The 17,377-nt window shown below is 52.2% G+C and carries 17 protein-coding genes; 14 read left to right on the top strand and 3 right to left on the bottom strand.

The genetic code is table 11. The features are described from left to right. Window positions 1-8: 8 nt before the first annotated feature. The 14 genes from miaB to PGS25_RS05370 all read left to right on the top strand — a co-directional run bounded on the left by miaB (window position 9) and on the right by PGS25_RS05370 (window position 15,932). Window positions 9-1,406 carry a tRNA (N6-isopentenyl adenosine(37)-C2)-methylthiotransferase MiaB gene (gene miaB / locus PGS25_RS05430; RefSeq protein ID WP_270417928.1) on the top strand — a complete coding sequence of 466 codons (1,398 nt, stop codon included), beginning with the start codon at window positions 9-11 and terminating at the stop codon, window positions 1,404-1,406. A 15-nt stretch (window positions 1,407-1,421) separates the two neighbouring features. Continuing rightward, the gene (mutS, locus tag PGS25_RS05425; protein WP_270417927.1) at window positions 1,422-4,016 is read left to right on the top strand and encodes a DNA mismatch repair protein MutS; all 2,595 of its coding nucleotides are present in this window, start codon (window positions 1,422-1,424) and stop codon (window positions 4,014-4,016) included. A 60-nt stretch (window positions 4,017-4,076) separates the two neighbouring features. After that, the gene (mutL, locus tag PGS25_RS05420) at window positions 4,077-6,083 is read left to right on the top strand and encodes a DNA mismatch repair endonuclease MutL (RefSeq protein ID WP_270417926.1); all 2,007 of its coding nucleotides are present in this window, start codon (window positions 4,077-4,079) and stop codon (window positions 6,081-6,083) included. A gap of 16 nt (window positions 6,084-6,099) precedes the next feature. After that, window positions 6,100-7,041, top strand: a complete 942-nt coding sequence (gene miaA, locus PGS25_RS05415; RefSeq protein WP_118359415.1) for a tRNA (adenosine(37)-N6)-dimethylallyltransferase MiaA — start codon at window positions 6,100-6,102, stop codon at window positions 7,039-7,041. A gap of 32 nt (window positions 7,042-7,073) precedes the next feature. After that, window positions 7,074-7,322: an RNA chaperone Hfq gene (gene hfq / locus PGS25_RS05410; RefSeq protein WP_199667438.1), complete on the top strand. Its 249-nt coding sequence runs from the start codon at window positions 7,074-7,076 to the stop codon at window positions 7,320-7,322. Between the two features lie 19 nt (window positions 7,323-7,341). Next, window positions 7,342-8,631, top strand: a complete 1,290-nt coding sequence (locus tag PGS25_RS05405; protein WP_270417925.1) for an HlyD family efflux transporter periplasmic adaptor subunit — start codon at window positions 7,342-7,344, stop codon at window positions 8,629-8,631. Beyond that, the gene (locus PGS25_RS05400) at window positions 8,628-9,353 is read left to right on the top strand and encodes a YggS family pyridoxal phosphate-dependent enzyme (protein WP_118729850.1); all 726 of its coding nucleotides are present in this window, start codon (window positions 8,628-8,630) and stop codon (window positions 9,351-9,353) included. The genes PGS25_RS05405 and PGS25_RS05400 overlap by 4 nt, the downstream gene beginning before the upstream one ends. A 20-nt stretch (window positions 9,354-9,373) precedes the next feature. Then, window positions 9,374-9,874, top strand: a complete 501-nt coding sequence (locus PGS25_RS05395) for a cell division protein SepF (RefSeq protein ID WP_243022707.1) — start codon at window positions 9,374-9,376, stop codon at window positions 9,872-9,874. Window positions 9,875-9,883: 9 nt separating this feature from the next. Next, window positions 9,884-10,162: a YggT family protein gene (locus tag PGS25_RS15730; protein WP_147358098.1), complete on the top strand. Its 279-nt coding sequence runs from the start codon at window positions 9,884-9,886 to the stop codon at window positions 10,160-10,162. A gap of 95 nt (window positions 10,163-10,257) precedes the next feature. Then, window positions 10,258-10,851, top strand: a complete 594-nt coding sequence (locus PGS25_RS05390) for a DivIVA domain-containing protein (protein WP_117488033.1) — start codon at window positions 10,258-10,260, stop codon at window positions 10,849-10,851. A 27-nt stretch (window positions 10,852-10,878) separates the two neighbouring features. Continuing rightward, entirely contained in the window at window positions 10,879-13,668 is a 2,790-nt protein-coding gene (gene ileS / locus PGS25_RS05385; protein WP_270417924.1) for an isoleucine--tRNA ligase, read from the top strand. A 61-nt stretch (window positions 13,669-13,729) separates the two neighbouring features. Beyond that, window positions 13,730-14,200 (top strand): signal peptidase II, encoded by a 471-nt coding sequence (lspA, locus tag PGS25_RS05380; protein WP_270417923.1) that lies wholly within the window; start codon window positions 13,730-13,732, stop codon window positions 14,198-14,200. 2 nt (window positions 14,201-14,202) lie between these two features. Further along, window positions 14,203-15,123 (top strand): RluA family pseudouridine synthase, encoded by a 921-nt coding sequence (locus PGS25_RS05375; RefSeq protein WP_270417922.1) that lies wholly within the window; start codon window positions 14,203-14,205, stop codon window positions 15,121-15,123. Beyond that, complete coding sequence (locus PGS25_RS05370; protein WP_270417921.1) at window positions 15,120-15,932, top strand: HAD family hydrolase; 813 nt, start codon at window positions 15,120-15,122, stop codon at window positions 15,930-15,932. Before PGS25_RS05375 ends, PGS25_RS05370 begins: the two co-directional genes overlap by 4 nt. Window positions 15,933-16,001: 69 nt before the next feature. On the opposite strand, the gene PGS25_RS15725 is transcribed toward PGS25_RS05370, so the two are convergent. From PGS25_RS15725 to pdxT, 3 genes are all read right to left on the bottom strand, one after another. After that, window positions 16,002-16,283, bottom strand: a complete 282-nt coding sequence (locus PGS25_RS15725; RefSeq protein WP_442865239.1) for a helix-turn-helix domain-containing protein — start codon at window positions 16,281-16,283, stop codon at window positions 16,002-16,004. Next, a complete protein-coding gene (locus PGS25_RS05365; RefSeq protein WP_442865238.1) occupies window positions 16,255-16,437 on the bottom strand; it encodes a transposase in 183 nt (60 codons plus the stop codon). The genes PGS25_RS15725 and PGS25_RS05365 overlap by 29 nt, the downstream gene beginning before the upstream one ends. A gap of 355 nt (window positions 16,438-16,792) precedes the next feature. Next, window positions 16,793-17,377: a pyridoxal 5'-phosphate synthase glutaminase subunit PdxT gene (gene pdxT, locus PGS25_RS05360; RefSeq protein ID WP_270417920.1), complete on the bottom strand. Its 585-nt coding sequence runs from the start codon at window positions 17,375-17,377 to the stop codon at window positions 16,793-16,795.

The following is a 17,377-nucleotide window of genomic DNA, read 5'->3' as shown; positions in this document are numbered from 1 at the left end:
AGAGTTTCATGGCAACTCAGAATGTTTCCGAAGAACAACTGCAGTCGCAGTTTACCTATATTGACGCGGTAGCCCGCCTGTTGGGGGACAAGCGTCCCAAAGCCTATACGCATACGTTCGGCTGTCAGCAGAACGAGGCGGATACCGAGCGTATCCGCGGTATGCTGTCCGAAATGGGCTACGAAATGACCGATACACCGGATGAGGCGGATTTTATTCTTTTCAACACCTGCGCTGTGCGTGAGCATGCCGAGGATCGTGCGTTCGGCAACATCGGCGCACTCCGCCATCTGAAAAAGGAGCGCCCGGGCATTGTTATTGCAATGTGCGGCTGCATGGCCCAGCAGGAGAAGAATGTCGAGAAGATCAAGAAAAGCTATCCGCAGGTAAATCTCCTGTTCGGCACGCATGCGCTCTGGCGGTTTCCGTCGCTGCTGTACCGCGTGCTGACCGAGAAAAAACGCGTATTTGACATCGGCGGCGAGGACGATATCGCCGAAGGCCTGCCGGTGCTGCGTGCCAAGGGCGCGAAGGCGTGGCTGTCCATCATGTATGGATGCAACAACTTCTGCACCTACTGCATTGTGCCGTATGTGCGAGGCAGAGAGCGCAGCCGCCGACCGGAGGAGATCGAGAAAGAACTGCGTGAGCTGGTCGCGGCGGGTTACAAGGAGATTACGCTGCTCGGCCAGAACGTCAACTCCTATGGCAAGGATCTCGGCATTGACGTGGATTTTGCCGATCTTCTGCGCCGTCTCAACGCCGTGCCCGGCGATTTCTGGCTGCGGTTTATGACAAGCCACCCGAAGGATGCGTCTCCCAAACTGTTCTCTGCTATGGCAGAGTGCGATAAGGTTGCAAAGCAGCTGCATCTGCCGTTCCAGTCGGGCAGCGATGAGATCCTGCACCGTATGAACCGCCGCTACACGGCAGAGCACTACAAATCGCTGATTGCGGACGCACGATCGAAAATGCCGGATATTACGCTGTCGAGCGATATTATCGTCGGTTTCCCGGGCGAAACGGAAGAGAATTTCGAGGACACCTTAAAGCTGGTGCAGGACACCCGATTTGATTTGTTGTTCACCTTCTTGTATTCGCCGCGCACAGGCACGCCCGCGGCCTCTTATGAGGATAACGCAACACAGCAGGACAAGCAGCGCCGCTTCGAGCGTCTGCTCAAGGCGCAGGATGAAATTGTTGCCGAAAAGCAGGCGGCGTATCAGGGTAAAAAATTGCGTCTGCTTGTGGACGGTACTGCCAAGGGATCGGAGTACCCGTTCACTGCGCGTACCGAGGGCAACCTGCTCGTCTGCGTACGCGGTGACAATATCAAAATCGGTGAATTTATCGAGGCAGAGATCGAGAAAACCTCGCTTCGCTGTCTGTTTGCACACAAATTATAAGAAAGAGGTAAGAACATGGCTGAACTGACGCCCATGATGCAGCAGTATTTTGAGATCAAAAACAAAAATAAAGATTACATTCTGTTTTACCGTCTGGGCGATTTCTACGAAATGTTCTTTGACGATGCCAAGCTGGTCTCCCGCGAGCTGGAGCTGACGCTGACCGGCCGCGACTGTGGTCAGGGAGAACGTGCACCGATGTGCGGCGTACCGTATCACAGTGCGGAAGGCTATATTGCCAAGCTGGTGCAGAAGGGTTACAAAATTGCAATCTGTGAGCAGATGGAGGACCCGAAAAAGGCAAAAGGTCTGGTCAAGCGCGAGATCATCCGACGCGTGACACCGGGTACGGTCGTGGAAGCCTCCATGCTGGATGAAAATCGGAACAACTTTCTCGGCTGCGTATACGCAGCCGGTGGTTCTGTCGGCGTATGCTTTGCTGATATTACGACAGGTTCGGTGTACGCGACCGGATCGGATAACTGGAATGACATAACCAGTGAGTTCGGACGTTTTGTGCCGCGTGAGGTGTTGGTCGGCGGCGGAGCCATTTCTGCAGACAGCCTTCAGTCCTTTCTGAAGGAACGTCTGGAGGCGCTTATCGAGCCGATGCCGGAGGAGTGCTTTGAGGCACAGCGCAGTGCGGAACGCATTCAGGAGCACTTTAAGGTGCAGGACTTTGACGCTGTCGGTCTGACCGACCTGCCGTGCACTGTGCGGTGCCTCGGCGGTCTGTTGGATTACCTTGAACAGACGCAGAAGGCCAGCCTTTCCAGTCTGAATCAGCTGCAGGTGTACCATCAGGGTCAGTACATGGAGCTTGACCTGATCGCACGCCGCAATCTCGAGCTGTGCGAGACCATGCGGACCAAGGAAAAGAAGGGCACGCTGCTGTGGGTGCTTGACCACACGCGCACGGCAATGGGATCGCGCCTGATTCGTCAGTGGATTGAAAAACCGCTGTATAATCCGCTGCATATTGCACGCCGTCAGCAGGCGGTAGGTGCATTGTGTGACGATGTAATTGCCCGCACGGCATTGACGGATGCACTCAAGCGGGTGTTCGATATGGAGCGCCTGATCGGGCGTGTAGCCTACGGCACTGCAAACTGCCGTGATCTGCGTGCGCTGTCGGCGGCAATTTCTTGTCTGCCGGAGATCAAAACGCAGGCTGCTCTGTTCGGCCAGGCTATGCTGCGCGAGCTGACCGGCAAGATTGATCTGCTCGAAGACATCCGCGCGCTGGTCGAGCAGGCCATTGTAGACGAGCCGCCGATTCTTCTTCGGGAAGGCGGCATGATCCGCAAAGGCTTCAACGAGGAGATTGACCGTCTGCGCGACCTTGCGTCCGGCGGCAAGGGCAAAATTGCCGAAATCGAGCAGGCGGAACGCGAGCGTACCGGCATCAGCAAGCTGAAAATCGGCTACAACCGTGTGTTCGGCTATTATATTGAGGTCAGCCGCTCCAATGCGGAGGCGGTTCCAGAGAACTATATTCGTAAGCAGACGCTTGCGAACAGCGAGCGCTATATCACCGAGGAGCTGAAACAGCTCGAGAGCACCGTGCTCGGTGCGCAGGAACGCCTGACCGCACTCGAGTATGAGGTATTCGTTTCTGTACGCGACCAGATTGCCGCCGAGGTACACCGCGTGCAGAAGACCGCGCAGGCTATTGCAACGCTTGACGTTCTGTGTGCTCTGGCCGATGTGGCTTGTGATAACAACTATGTTTGTCCGGTGGTAGATTTTTCCGACCGCATTGACATCAAGGACGGTCGTCACCCGGTTGTTGAGAAAATGCTGTCCGACAGTCTGTTCATCCCGAACGACACCTTGCTCGACAGCAGGGAAAACCGCGTTGCTATCATCACCGGCCCGAATATGGCAGGCAAATCCACCTATATGCGGCAGGTGGCACTGATTGCCATCATGGCGCAGATTGGCTCGTATGTACCGGCCTCATCCGCGCATATCGGCGTGGCAGACCGCGTGTTTACCCGTGTCGGCGCGTCGGATGATCTGGCAAGCGGTCAATCCACCTTCATGGTGGAGATGAGCGAGGTCGCGGACATTCTGCGGCACGCTACCAAGTCCAGCCTGATCATTTTGGATGAGATTGGCCGCGGAACCTCTACCTATGACGGCATGAGCATTGCCCGCGCAGTCGTAGAGTATGTAGCGGACAAGAAGCGCATCGGCGCACGCGCGCTGTTTGCAACGCATTATCACGAGCTGACGGTGCTTGAAGATCTGGTCAAGGGCGTCAAGAATTACAATATCGCAGTCAAAAAGCGCGGTGATGACATTACGTTCCTGCGCAAAATCGTGCGCGGCGGCGCGGATGACAGCTATGGCATTGAGGTTGCAAAGCTGGCCGGTGTGCCGAATCCGGTCATCAAGCGAGCAAAGGCTGTGCTGGCTGATCTGGAATCCACCATGCCGAAAATCGAGCTGCACGCCGTAGCCGAGGAGCCGGAAGACGTTCCGCAGATTACGATAGATTCGCTCTCCGGCGATGCAGTCGCAGAGCGGCTGCGTGCACTGCAGGTGGACACCATGACGCCGATCGAGGCGCTCAACGCACTGTATGAGCTGAAAAAGCTGGTTTAATCATTTATCAGGGCAGGAAAGACCAACCATGATTTGTTCCGGAAAGGAAAACAAAGAAAAATGGCAGTGATTCATGAATTATCTCCGCATCTTGCGGATCTGATCGCGGCGGGAGAGGTTGTTGAACGGCCGTCCTCTGTGGCGAAGGAGCTGGTCGAGAATGCGATCGACGCAGGTTCTACCCGCATTACAGTGGAGATTGAAAACGGCGGCATTACCTATCTGCGTATTGCGGATAACGGCTGCGGCATGTCGGCAGAGGACGCGCCCGTGGCTTTCCGCCGCCACGCGACCAGCAAGCTGCGCACCGAGGAAGATTTGAACGCCATCGGCACATTGGGTTTCCGCGGTGAAGCATTGGCTGCGATTTCGTCGGTTACGCGCATTGATCTGTTTACGCGTCAGGCAGGTTCGATTGCGGGTCTGCACCTGCATCTGGAAGCCGGTGAGATTCAGACACAGGAGGAAGCCGGCTGTCCGGAAGGCACAACAATCGTTGTGCGCGACCTGTTCTTCAACACACCGGCTCGCATGAAGTTTCTCAAAAAGGACTTTACCGAGGCGGGTTACATTCTCGGCGTAGTACAGCATGCGGCACTCTCACATCCAGAAATTGCGTTTACGCTTATTCGCGACGGCAAGCAGGTATTCTCGTCGGACGGCAAGGGCAAGCTAATTGCACCGGTGTTTGGCGTATTCGGCAAGGAAATGACTGCCAATATGATTGAAGTGCCGATGACCGAGCGCAACGGTATGACCGTGCACGGCTACATTGTCAAGCCGCACGCCGGACGTGCCAACCGTTCCATGCAGCATTTTTTTGTCAATGGCCGCTATGTCAAGAGCCGTCTTATGCAGGCTGCAATGGAAGAGGCCTATCGCAATGCGATCATCACCGGAAAGTATCCGTCTGGTGCGGTTTTCCTTGATCTGCCGCTGTCAGCGGTCGATGTCAACGTGCATCCGGCAAAAACCGAAGTCAAATTTTCGCAGGAAAAGCCGATTTTCGAAGTCGTGTATATTGCCTGCAAGAATGCACTTGCCGCAAACGACAATATGCCGCATCTGGAGCATAAAGAAAAAGGGACAACTGCCGCGCCGCGTGAGGATAATCTGACGCACGAGCAGCAGCGATTTGCGATTCCGAAGCCGGTGGACCCCAAGCCGTTTGCCGCGCCGCGTGTAAAGCCAACACCGATTACACCGGTAAAGAACGGCGAGGAAGCACCGGATTTAGAGGATTTTCTTGTTTCGATCCCGCCAAAGGCAGAGCGTCCGCGCAATGCATCGGGTTATCTATCCGCGCCGCGCATCCTGCAGGACGAACCGCAGGAACCGATTCGTCCGCGAATGGCACAGCCGGTTAAGTCGTCGGTCGCAGAACCAACACCTGCCGTGCATACGCCGGAACCGGAGCCGGAAGATGAACCGATGGTTGTTGTGCCGCCTGTCAGCGCGCCGGAGGTCAAGGATAAGCCGCAGATCCTGCAGCCGCTGGATGCCGGTGTGCGTGTAATCGGCGAATGCTTCCAGACGTACATCATTGCTGAGGACAAGGACGGCTTGATTCTCATCGACAAGCATGCCGCGCATGAACGTATTCTGTTCAACAAACTGCGTGCGGAGACCGATATGCCGCAGCAGCAGCTTCTCACGCCTGTAATTGTAGAGCTGACCGGCGAGGAAGCCGCCGCTGTGCAGTCGCAGATCGCGGACATCCGTCAGGCAGGCTTTGCCATCGACAGCTTTGGCGAGAACAGCTTTGCCGTACGCAGCGTGCCCGCTTATCTGGATAGCGGCGATGTGCAGAGCGTCATCAGTGAATTGGCCGAAAAGGCGATGAACAGCCGTACTACCGTGCCGGATCGTCTGGACGATTTAATTCATACGGTAGCATGCAAGGCGGCTATCAAGGCAGGCAAACCGACCACGATGACCGAGTTGCAGGACCTGTGCGAGCGGGTGCTGAGCGATGACAACGTGCGTTCCTGCCCGCATGGCAGACCGACGACCGTTCGTCTGACCAAATATGAGCTTGACAAGATGTTCAAGCGTGTAAATCAATAAAAAGCGAGGAAACAGCATGGAAAACCGTTTGATCTGTATCTGCGGACCGACTGCCAGCGGCAAAACCGCCTTATCGGTCGCATTGGCGCAACAACTGCATACCGAGATCATTTCTGCGGATTCCATGCAGCTTTACCGTGAAATGGATATCGGCACCGCCAAGCCGGATATGAGGGAACGGCAGGACGTACCGCACCATCTGTTCGATGTATGCGAGCCCGGCGAAACGTTCTCGGTGGCGCGGTATGTCGAACTGGCAGACGCTGCTGCGCAGAATATTCTGTCGCGCGGGATGACACCGATCGTTGTCGGCGGCACAGGATTGTACATGGACGCGCTCATCGAGTGCAGCGTATTCTCCGGCGATGAGACCGACCTGACCGTGCGTGAGAAATATCAGCGGATGGCGGCTGAGCAGGGCAATCAGGCGGTACATGACTGTCTGGCTAAGGTAGATCCGGCCGGAGCGGAACGTCTGCACCCGAATAATCTCAAGCGCGTCATTCGTGCTCTTGAGGTGTATGAGCAGACCGGTATGACGATCGACGAATTTAATCGCAGGAACAAGCGCCCGGAGCCAAAGTATGATGCTCTCAAGATCGGTGTTTGCCCGTCTGACCGTGAAATTCTGTATGACCGCATCAACCGCAGAGTGGATCTTATGATGGAAAACGGTCTGCTGGAGGAGACGAAACGGCTGGTGGAGCGCGGTCTGCTGACCGGCACTGCCGCGCAGGCCATCGGCTACAAAGAGCTGCTCGGCTATCTGAGCGGCGAGCAAACATTGGAAGAATGTACCGAATTGCTCAAGCGCCGCAGCAGAAATTATGCAAAACGTCAGCTTACCTGGCTGAAAAGGGATGACAGCATCCACTGGATATATTATAATAGTGGAGAAGAACTTCCTTTCGTCTTACAGGAAACGACAAAATATCTTCAAAACCACGGTGTACAATGATACCATAAATTGTAATTTCAACTGGAGGAATCATTGTGCGAAACGAAATCAACTTACAGGACAGAATGCTCAGTGCACTGCGGCAGCAGGCGCAGAACATTACCGTATTTTTAACGAACGGGTTTCAGATGCGCGGTATTGTCCGCGGATTCGACAGCTTCGTTGTGATTTTGGAGAGCGACGGAAAACAGCAAATGATCTATAAGCACGCAATCTCTACTCTGATCCCACAGCATAGAGTCGATCTCCATGCACCGAGAGGGGAGCGTGCGGAACAGTGAACATATACGAGGTCTTTACATGGGACAACAGACAAAAAGCACAAAATCCAAGCCGCGAAAACGGCGGAATGACGGCGGAAACCGCGTTGTATTTATCATTGCGGCGGTGCTGATGGTGATTTATCTGGGAGGCCGTCTTTCTAACGCTTTTTCGGCTGCACCGGAGACCACACCGGCTCTGCATGTCACAGTTAATGACAGCTTTACGAGCGATGGCTGGTTCTTCCGCGATGAAGAACCGATCGACAATGCCACGGGAAGCTCGGTCAAGCACATCGTGTACAGCGGTGAACGCGTACAGCAGGACGCACCGCTGGCGATCATCTATTCCGATCAGGAATCTATGGACCTGAGCCGACAGCTCGATCCGCTGGAGGAACGTATTTCTCTTCTGGATACGGCGCTGCAGTCCGCATCGGACAGCTCAAACATCGCAAAGCTGGATCAGGTCATCACGCTGACGATCGAGCAGCTGGCCGAGCAGGTGAAGGAAGGCAGCGGTTCTTCGGTCGCATCCGCCGCAAGTTCGCTGCGCACGCTGTCGCTGCGCCGAGAGGCAGGCAATGTGGATACCAACGAGGTATCTGCCGAACGTGACGCTTTGGTTTCTGAGCAGTCCTCGCTTGAGCATCAGCTTACCGGCAGGACCACGGAACTTACTGCATCTTCGTCCGGATATTTCTCCGAGGTAGTGGATGGATACGAGAGTATTCTCGTGCCATCCTCACTGGATGAGATGACCGTGGAGCAGTTTGACAAGACCGTTGCGCAGCAGCCGTCTGCTGAGAACAGCAATTCGCTCGGCAAGATCGTCAAGGGATTCAACTGGTATCTGGCAGCTAAGATTCCGGCCGAGCAGGCCGAGCGTCTGCAGGTCGGTCAGGAGCTGACGGTAAACTTTACGCAGGCTTCGATGGAATCCAAAGTAACCGTGCATTCCATCAACCATCAAGGTGACAGCGATACAGCTCTGCTGGTGATGGAAGGCACAGAATTCAGCAGTGAAATGGTTTCCATGCGCGAACAGCCAATCGAAATTATCATTGCGACCTACACCGGACTCAAGGTGCCGAAGAGTGCCGTCCGCGTGCAGGAACAAACAGACAGCGACGGAAAGACCACGCAAATCCCCGGCGTGTTCATCCTGAGCGGCTCGATACAGAAATTCAAAATGATCAACGAGCTGTTTGAGGCGGACGATTATTATGTCGTCAAACAGAGTGCGACCGACTCCGATATGCTGGTCGAGCGAGACCAGGTTATCGTTCAAGGTAAAAATCTGCAAAACAATATGGTGGTGAAAACATGACGGAGCAAGAAAAGAAAGAACTGCAGGAACGCGTAAAATCTGTGATCGAGCGCGTCAACAATGCCGCCGTGCAGGCAGGGCGCGATCCCAGTGAAATTACGCTGGTGGCTGCGACCAAAATGAATGACGCCGAGCGCGTGCAGGTGGCTATCGAAGCAGGAATCCGCGTGTGCGGTGAAAACCGTGTGCAGGAGCTGCAGGAGAAGTATGAACAGGACGCCTACGATGGCGCAGACCTTCAGTTTATCGGCACGCTGCAGACCAACAAGGTCAAGTACCTGATCGGCAAGGTTTCGCTGATTCAGTCAGTCGGCTCGGTTCATCTCGGCGAGGCTATCGCTAAGGAAGCCGAGAAGCGCGGTGTTTGTCAGGATATTCTTCTGGAGGTAAATATCGGCAGAGAAGCCGCAAAAAGCGGTCTTCCGCCCGAAGAACTGCACGATGCGATCGTGAAATTGAGCGCAAAAAAGTCACTTCATATCCGCGGATTGATGGCAATTCCTCCCGTTGCAGATGAAAAAACAAAAAATTCAAACTACTTTACCGAAATGCGTCAAGTATTTATTGACATTTTGACGAAAAAATACGATAATGTAGATATGGATTATTTGTCTATGGGAATGACGAATGATTTTGAAACGGCGATTGCGTGCGGAGCGAACATGGTTCGCGTGGGCACGGCGATCTTTGGCAAACGGCCGTATCAGATCGTTTCGCCTTAAAACATAAGGAGGAACTTGGCATGGGTTCAATCAAAGGCTTTATTGATTGGGTAAAGGGCAGCGAGTTGGAGGACGACTACGAAGACGAGATGCCCCGTCAGAGAAACGAAGAACCTGCGATGGATAGCGAGCCATCATCTTACAATAGAAGATCCTATGACCGTTCGTACGACAGCGATGCACAGGACGCGCCTCAGGTGCGCCGTCACGATCGCAGCGATAAGGTTGTAAACATCAATACTACTACACAGCTGGCTGTGGTTCTGGTCAAGCCGGATCGCTTTGAGGCGGCTGCAGAGATTGCAGATCATCTCAAGGACAAGCGTACGGTTGTCCTCAATCTGGAGCAGACCAACAAGGATATTGCCCGTCGCCTGGTGGACTTCCTCAGCGGTGTTGCATATGCAAACGAAGGCAAGATCAAGAAGGTCGCAAACAGCACCTATATTATCACACCCTACAATGTTGATATTATGGGCGATCTGATCGATGAACTGGAAAACAGCGGTATGTATTTCTAAGCGCAGATCGTGAGTACTATCGTGAACAGCTTGGTAATATATTTCGTAGGAAGCTTATTGCGCATTCTGCAGTTTATGTTTTTTGCACGGGCAATCATGAGTTGGTTCGTACAGGGCAGCGACTCAAAAATCTACGAGTTTCTGTGCCTTGTTACCGAGCCGCTCATTCAACCTTTTCGCAGTCTGCTGAGCCGCGTGAGCGCACTGCGGAATTGTCCGTTTGATTTTGCGTTTATGCTGGCATTTTTTGTTCTGATTGTTTTAGAACAAATGGTATATATGCTTTAAGCCTGCCGGACAAACGGCGCTGATTTTGGTCGGGCGCAGCCCGACCATTTTTCCGTGTCAGTACGGCAAATGATATAAAAACGGAGGAAAAACATATGACGGTGCAGGAAATACAAGAAATCGGCTTTGAAAAAGCAGTTTTCGGCGGATATGACATGAAGTCTGTCGATACTTTTCTCGAGCGTGTTGCAGAGGAATTTGCAGCGATGCAGAAGGAAAACGCTGCTATGAAGGCAAAAATGAAGGTGCTGGTCGATAAAATTGAAGAATACCGCGGTGTTGAAGAAGGAATGCACCGTACCCTACTGACCGCTCAGTCGATTGCACAGGAGACAATCGACAAGGCAAAGAAGGAAGCAGAGGAGATCATTGCTTCTGCGAAGGATGAAACCGCAAACAAGGTGAAAGACACCCAGGCGGAAATCAACACCGAGGAACAGAAACTGGAGACTGCCCGCAAGAACACTGCTGAGTTCATCGCTCATGTAGCAAAGCTGTATCAGTCGCAGGCAAGAGCACTGGCAGAGTTGGCGAAGGGCGAAAACCTCGCTCCGGTACAGCAGACTGAAGATGCAAAGAACACAAATGCGACTGGGAAGGGCGATGCACCAGTGGAAGATGCAACGCGTAAATTCGACTTCGGCGAACTGCAGTTCGGCACTGAATACGACCCGAAGGACGTTAAGTAAATAAGCGAAAGGACTGAATACTGCACAATGCAGCAGGATTACAACAACACGATCAATTTGCCCAAAACCGAATTCCCGATGCGTGCCGGTCTGCCGAAGCGCGAGCCGGGTTTTCTGGAAAACTGGGAGAAGAACGACCTCTACCATGAACTGATGAAGAAGAACGAAGGCAAGCCGCTTTTCGTTCTGCACGACGGCCCTCCATATGCAAACGGCAATCTGCATATGGGTCATGCACTGAATAAGATCCTCAAGGATTTTATTCTGCGTTCGCGCAATATGATGGGTTATCAGGCTCCGTACATTCCGGGCTGGGATACCCATGGTCTTCCGATTGAGCGTCAGGCAATCAAGGCTTACGGCATGGATCGCAGCAAGGTTTCCACTGCGGAGTTCCGCTCCAAGTGTGAAGAGTTCGCACACGATCATGTCAATACCCAGCGTACCCAGTTTAAGCGTCTGGGCGTTATCGGCGACTGGGATCGTCCGTACCTGACCCTGACCCACGATTACGAGGCTGCTCAGATTGAGATTTTCGGCGAGATGGCTAAGAAGGGTTACATCTACAAGGGTCAGAAGCCGGTTTACTGGTGCCCGCACGACGAGACCGCACTGGCTGAGGCAGAGATTGAGTACAAGGATGTTCCGTGTAAGTCTATCTTTGTAAAGTTCGCTGTAACCGATGATAAGGGTGTCATCACCAAGCTGCTTGGTACCAAGGAGAATGTATATTTCGTAATTTGGACCACCACTACCTGGACCATTCCGGGCAACCTTGCAATTTCTCTGAACCCGAACTTCGAGTACGATTTCGTTAAGGTTCCGAACGGCGAGGTTTATGTTCTGGCTAAGGAACTGGTTGCTTCTGTTATGAAGACTGCCGGCATTGACAGCTGGGAAGTTCTCGCAACCGTTCTCGGCTCTGATCTGGAGCTGATCAAGACCAAGCACCCGCTGTTCGACCGTGATTCTCTGGTTATCACCGGTGACCATGTAACGCTCGATGCCGGTACCGGCTGTGTTCATACCGCTCCGGGCTTTGGTGCTGATGACTTTATCGTTTGCCAGAGGTACAACATCCCGATTATCGTTCCGGTTGACGGCAAGGGCCGTCACACCGCCGAATCCGGCAAGTACGAGGGTATGTTTGTTGACGATTCCAACGAGGTTATCCTCAAGGATCTGGATGACTGCGGCGCACTTCTCGCAACTGAGGACATCGTGCACAGCTATCCGCATTGCTGGCGCTGCAAAAATCCGATCATCTTCCGCACTACAGAGCAGTGGTTCTGCTCTGTTGATGCGCTCAAGGATGACGCAGTCAAGGCTTGTGAGGACATCAAGTGGATTCCCGGCTGGGGTCAGGAGCGCATGACCTCCATGATCCGTGAGCGTTCCGACTGGTGTATTTCCCGTCAGCGTGTTTGGGGTGTTCCGATTCCGATCTTCACCTGCAAGAAGTGCGGCAAGCCGCTGGTAAATGAGCAGACGATTAAGACCGTTGCTGATCTGTTCCGTGAAAAGGGCTCCAACGCATGGTTCGACATGGCGGCTGCTGAGATTCTGCCGGCAGGCACCAAGTGTGAGTGCGGCTGCAGCGAGTTCGACAAGGAAACCGATACCATGGATGTATGGTTCGATTCCGGTTCCTCTTGGCGCGCTGTTATCGAGAACCGCGAAGGCCAGAAGACCCCGGTTGACGTATATCTGGAAGGCAACGACCAGTATCGCGGCTGGTTCCAGTCCTCGATGCTGACTTCTATTGCTACACAGGGCAAGGCTCCGTACAAGACGGTTATCACCCACGGTATGATTGTTGATGAGGAGCGCCAGAAGATGTCCAAGTCTCTGGGCAATGGTATTGCTCCGGAGGATATCCTCAAGCAGTATGGCGCAGACGTAATGCGTCTGTGGGTTGCTTCTTCTGACTACCGTCAGGATATGCGTATTTCCAAGGACATGCTCAAGCATCTGTCTCAGAACTACCTCAAGATCCGTAACACGGCTCGCTACATTCTGGGCAATCTGTTTGACTTTGATCCTAAGACCAACGCTGTTGCATACGCAGATATGCCGGAGTTGGATAAGTGGGCATTGATGAAGCTGAACGACCTTGCTGCAAAGGTTCGTGAGGGATATGATAGCTACGAATTCCACACCGTATTCCATGCAATTCATAATTTCTGTGTTGTTGATATGTCCAACTTCTACCTTGATGTGATCAAGGATCGTCTGTACTGCGATGAGACCGATGGTCTGAGCCGCCGCTCTGCACAGACTACGATCTATCGTATTCTGAGTGCGCTGGTTCGCATGCTGTCTCCGATTCTGTGCTTTACCGCAGACGAAATCTGGCAGGCTATGCCGCACGCTGCTGAGGATGATGCTCGCAACGTAGCATATAACGAGATGCCGCAGGCTGACGAGGCTTTGTCCTTCAGCGATGAGGATCGTGCTAAGTGGGACAAGCTGACCGCATTCCGCGATGACGTAAACAAGGCGCTCGAGGGTGCGCGTACCGCTAAGACCATCGGCAAGCCGCTGGAAGCATGCGTTACTGTTTACGCTGACGCTGAGCAGGCTGCATTCCTGAACGGCTGTGGTCAGGATCTGGCTGATCTGTGCATCGTTTCCGAACTTGATGTGGTTGCCGGTGACGGCGAGGGCGCTGCAAGCGAGAATCTGCCGGGTCTGAAGATTGCTGTTGCCCGCGCAGCAGGTGAGAAGTGCCTGCGCTGCTGGAAGCAGGCTAAGACCGTTGGTTCTGATGCAAAGCATCCGGGGCTGTGTGCTCGCTGTGCCAAGGTTGTAGGTTAAAAGAAGAATCCAAGGGGGAGCAGAGCAATTCTGTTCCTCCTTTTTGTTTTGGAGGTAGAAAATGCCGATTTATATTTGTGCAATCTTGCTGATGATCGCGGCAGATCAGGCAGTGAAATACTGGGCGTTTACATCCCTGCAGGCACAGCAGACCATTCCGTTGATCAATGGTGTGTTTCACTTGACCTATATTGAGAACCGCGGTGCAGCATTCAGCCTGTTCGCGCAGTTTGATTCACGCTGGATTTTTGTTGTATTGGCCATTGTGATTACAATTGCCATTTTCACAGCGATTTACAGGAATATGCTGCAGACTCAGCTTGGCTGCTGGTCGCTGATTCTGGTAGCGGCAGGCGCACTCGGCAACGCCATTGATCGTGTAGCACGCGGTTTTGTTGTCGATATGTTTGACTTCCGTCTGATTCATTTCCCGGTATTTAATGTGGCAGATATCTTCATTTGTGTAGGTGGCGTACTGTTTGTGCTATATTTTATGTTTCAGCACAAGGAGACAAGCGAAGCGGAGAAGTAACCATGAGTGAATTACAATTTACAGTTCCGGCAGAGCAATCCGGCAAGCGTATCGACAGCTGGCTGGCAGAGCAGATTGAAGGACTGACCCGCTCTGCGGCGCAGAATCTGTTGTCAGAGCAGGCAGTAAGCTGTAACGGTCAGCCGCTCAAGAAAAATTACAAGCTGGTCGGCGGCGAGGCGGTTACGGTTCAACTCCCGGAGTTAAAGGAAGTTGATCTCAAGCCGGAGAATATTCCGCTGGATATCGTTTATGAGGATGCGGATATTGTGGTGGTCAACAAGCCGCGCGGCATGGTTGTGCATCCTGCGGCTGGCAACTGGGACGGCACGTTGGTTAATGCATTGATGTACCACTGTGGTGACAGCCTGTCTGGTATTAACGGTGAACATCGACCGGGCATTGTGCATCGTATAGATAAGGATACCAGTGGTCTGCTCGTTGTGGCGAAAAATGACGCCGCACATCAGAGTCTGGCGGCTCAGATTGCGGCGCATACGGCATATCGCGGCTATGAAGCGATTGTGGTTGGTTCTGTTAAGGATGATACGGGAACGGTGGATAAGCCGATTGCCCGTCACAAGACTGATCGAAAAAAAATGGCAATCGTGGAAGGCGGACGGGAGGCAATCACGCATTATACTGTCATCAAACGGTATAACGGCTACACACATATGGCGTTTCAGCTCGAGACTGGACGTACGCACCAGATTCGTGTACATATGGCGTCTATTGGTCATCCGATTATCGGTGATCCGGTGTACGGACTGAAAAAAGACCGGTTTTCCAATATCGGCGGTCAATGTCTGCATGCAGCGAAGCTGACGCTCACGCACCCGAGAACAGGGGAGCGAATGGATTTTTCGGCATCGCTACCACAATATTTTACTGAAGTTCTTGATAAATTGGAGCGTATGCAATGAAAAAGTTTAAGGGTATGCTGTTGGCCTGCGATATGGATGGTACGCTGCTTGATGATTCAAAGCAAATTCCGGAAGAAAATCTGCGCGCATTACAATATTTTACGAAAAAGGGAGGACGGCTGTCGCTTGCGACCGGCCGTTCTCCTCATGCTATTGGCACATATATAGCTCAGTTGCCGGTCAATGCGCCATACAGTGTGATGAATGGTTCATTGATTTGCGATGAAAATCGCCAGATTTTGCATTGCTCCGGTATGCCGTACGAGACGAAAGAAATGATTGAGTATGTATTGTTAAATAATTCACAATTTGGATGCGAGATTTTTACCGCCGAAACAGCGCTGATTCGTCAAATGAGCGATCACACGCTGCAGCACATGCACAAGCTGCATTTAGATTATCAGATGTTTTCTAATGAGCAGTTTGCAAAAAGCGCAACTGCGGATTGGTGTACGGTCAATTTTACCGGTGAACCGGCACCAATCACCGCACTGACGCAGGATTTACTGATTCGGTATCCGCATGTATTTGATGTGACATCCAGCATGCCGACATTCTGTGAAATCACAGCCGCTGGTGTGAATAAGGGTTCGGCTCTACGGAGTATTGTTGAATACTTACCGGACGTTGAACGTGTATTTGCTATTGGCGACAGCTACAATGATGAATCCATGCTGCAAGAAGCTCAGATTTCGTTTGCACCAGCCAATGCAGAGCCGGAAGTGCTGCGAAATGTAAATGTGATGGTAAGTTCTAATAATGATCGTGCTGTGGCTGATATGATAGAGTATCTGGAGAAAATAGGATGAAAACAGTTAATTATTAGTTGTTATTAGATAGATGGTTTGTTAATTATACAAAATCTTTATTTTGTATAATTAGATTACTATGTCTAAATTAGATTCTACACTACGAATGCCTACCTCGTCAACTGTTTTATACGGGTCATCGCTACGACATACCAGCCAATCACAAGTTACACCAAAAATGTCCCCCAGATTCAACAGGACGCTGGACGAAAATAATGTTTCGCCACGTTCCCAGCGATAGACCGTATCACGGCAGATACCGAGCGCCGAAGCAATTTTAAGCGTTGAAACACCGGAACGTCGCCTTGCTTCACGAATACGATTAGGATTTCTTCTCTTTCTGCGGCACATAGGCCAGAATATTCCACATGAAATGCACCTTGCAGCGCTGCCATGAGGCGTCGGGAAAGGATTCACGAATTGCCGAAACCAGTCCGGCGTGTGCATCTGAAATGATAAGCCTAGGCGTGGACAGACTACGGTCCTCCAGATTCTGAAACAGCACTCCATAGGAGCTTCCGGATTCTTCGGCCATAGATTCAACGGCAATGATATCCTATGGCCGTTTTCATCCACACCGCACACGATAAGTACCACCATGCTGACAATGCGCTGACTTTTCTCTGCTCCTAGCTGCTGGTCCACCTCGACCTCCATGAGCTCTGTGCACAGCCATTCCAGCATACTCAGCATCGGATCCGGCTCCGTCACACATTTCCGTCACACATTGCAGTAGCAATGGAGTCCTAAGGACCTGTCTATTTTCTGTTGTATATGTGATAGAAACCTAGTTGCCGCTTAATGGGCAACTGGGTTTTTCGACAGACTGTAAACGGCTCATACAGAGCCGCTTATTTTAGTTATCCTGCATTCTTCAACCGAAACTGCTCAACCATCCGAATGAAATGCTGATGCACCGTCAAATCCTTATCTAATTCCGGATGAAATGCGGTCACGAGCATATTATCCTGCTGCGCGGCAACAATATTACTGTCAACAATGGATAGCACCTCGACATTATTTCCTACGCTCTCAATATATGGTGCGCGAATGAATGTCATCGGGATTCTCTCGATACTGCCAAACCGATCATCCGTGAAAAAACTGCCAAGCTGCCTGCCATAGGCATTACGCTTTACGCGAATATCCATCACACTGAAGCATGGTATGCCGCCATCAATCTGCTTAGCCAACAGAATCAGACCGGCACAGGTTCCGAATACAGGAAGTCCGTTTTGAATCTGCTCACGCAGCGTATCATACAAATCCAACTCGCGCAAGAGTTTATTCATTACTGTGCTTTCCCCACCTGGAATAATCAAACCATTCATCGGCTGATCCAAATCGCGCTTCTGGCGAATTTCGAAGTGCGGTACGCCGAGTTTATCCAGCACTGCGGCATGCTCTGCAAAGGCGCCCTGCAGCGCCAGAATTCCAACTGCCAT

Origin of the sequence: Butyricicoccus sp. AM78-15b2TA (genome assembly GCF_027665985.1) — a bacterium.
In the GTDB taxonomy this organism is placed as follows: Bacteria; Bacillota; Clostridia; order Oscillospirales; family Butyricicoccaceae; genus Agathobaculum; species Agathobaculum butyriciproducens.
The sequence above is the reverse complement of the archived record's forward strand: the minus strand, read 5'-3'. Positions and strand labels throughout refer to the sequence as shown.